This is a genomic window from Motilimonas pumila (genome assembly GCF_003596335.1).
Lineage (GTDB): Bacteria > Pseudomonadota > Gammaproteobacteria > Enterobacterales > CBDFNC01 > Motilimonas > Motilimonas pumila.
This window is the reverse complement of record NZ_QZCH01000097.1, coordinates 1-1,230: the sequence shown is the minus strand read 5'-3', so window position 1 is coordinate 1,230 and position 1,230 is coordinate 1. Positions and strand designations below refer to the sequence as shown.

Sequence of the window (1,230 nt, the reverse complement as noted above, 5' to 3'; positions counted from 1 at the left end):
GTATAAGATCACGATAGTGCCTGGGCGTCAAATTGAACTGTATAGACTGCTCAAAAAACGTTCACGATCTTGCCCTGGGTCGCATCTATGAGTAAAGAGGGTGGTCGTTATAAAGGGCAATGAAAAATCCAAGGTGGACGACATCAACTCCGAACCGCTTTATACATGACAATGATGTCTGCTATTCAATCAAACCTTGTTTTCAAAGCAACGTATCAACGCCTTGTTGCAGCCGGAAAACCCAAAAAAGTAGCGATTATTGCATGCATCAGAAAGATGATTGTTATCTTAAATTCAATGCTGTGGAATGGAGCGTTATGGGAAGCGCCAAAAGTGGTAAATTAACTATTGACGCCATAGTCTCTTGTTATGTGAATTTAATCTTAAATCTATCATCAAAATTGTGATGCATTAAAGACTCTTTCATTTGTTCTACTTCTTTACTTTCAATTTTTCGTAAATTTATTTCGTGAGAACTGAAGCGCGCTTTAATTTTCATTACGTTTTCATTAAATGTAACGCTTTCGAGGGTGTTTATATGTACTTCCGCAATATCACTTCCCTCGAGACTAACTTTTGTGCCTCGTTCATCTTCAGGCATTATGAACTCACAAAATATTGTTCGATGTAAAAGAAGAGTTTTAATGTAACCATCTCCGATATCGAGAGCAAAGGAAATGATTAAATCCTTATCCGTTTCTTCAATATCCATAAAACTAACAATATCCATCGACATTACTCCTGCAGCTCGAATTATTCACATTTAATGCACGCTTGAAATCTCTTGATATTTGTTAAATTTAGCATTCAACTTTTTTCCTACCCAAGCCCCTAATAACATGCCACAAACTATTTCAGGGATTAAGCCAAGCATTAATAAAAAACCAAAACCCATGTCATCTGCAAGCAGATGCTTTTGTATGCCACTGTATTCATTTATATACATATAGTATTGCGTTATTAACTCAGCACCAATTTCAATGCATACAGGAACAAAAAGCAATATTGGGAGCACATAAAATAAAACACTTTTGATTTTCAAATCATATCCTCAATAAACACTGACACATAGGAATAATGATTCCCTGTGCACAGTGTCGACCTCCTGCGTTTATCGTGGGTTAGCTCGGCCAGTGCCACACTGTTAGGTAAACGCCATAACAGATACAGGAGATCGACATGAATAATCCTAGCACCCTTTTTATCGGCCTGGACGTACATAAAGAAACC

Annotated in this window: 3 protein-coding genes and 1 pseudogene; 1 reads left to right on the top strand and 3 read right to left on the bottom strand. The window is 37.2% G+C overall.

Going from position 1 to position 1,230, the window contains the following annotated elements; genetic code table 11:
* Positions 1-78: 78 nt before the first annotated feature.
* Positions 79-345, top strand: a pseudogene (locus D1Z90_RS20635) (IS110 family transposase); the annotation flags it as partial.
* A gap of 22 nt (positions 346-367) precedes the next feature.
* On the opposite strand, the gene D1Z90_RS20630 reads toward D1Z90_RS20635, so the two are convergent.
* From D1Z90_RS20630 to D1Z90_RS21850, 3 genes are all read right to left on the bottom strand, one after another.
* Complete coding sequence (locus D1Z90_RS20630; protein ID WP_119912645.1) at positions 368-730, bottom strand: hypothetical protein; 363 nt, start codon at positions 728-730, stop codon at positions 368-370.
* Positions 731-763: 33 nt separating this feature from the next.
* Positions 764-1,042 carry a hypothetical protein gene (locus D1Z90_RS20625; RefSeq protein ID WP_119912644.1) on the bottom strand — a complete coding sequence of 93 codons (279 nt, stop codon included), beginning with the start codon at positions 1,040-1,042 and terminating at the stop codon, positions 764-766.
* Positions 1,039-1,230, bottom strand: a 192-nt coding sequence (locus tag D1Z90_RS21850) for a hypothetical protein (RefSeq protein ID WP_232525333.1), incomplete at its 5' end; no start/stop codon positions are given. The genes D1Z90_RS20625 and D1Z90_RS21850, both read right to left, overlap by 4 nt.

What these genes read in the sequence shown, in the direction of transcription:
- D1Z90_RS20630 (WP_119912645.1), bottom strand. Translation starts at nt 730, where the DNA reads ATGGATATTGTTAGTTTTATGGATATTGAAGAAACGGATAAGGATTTA.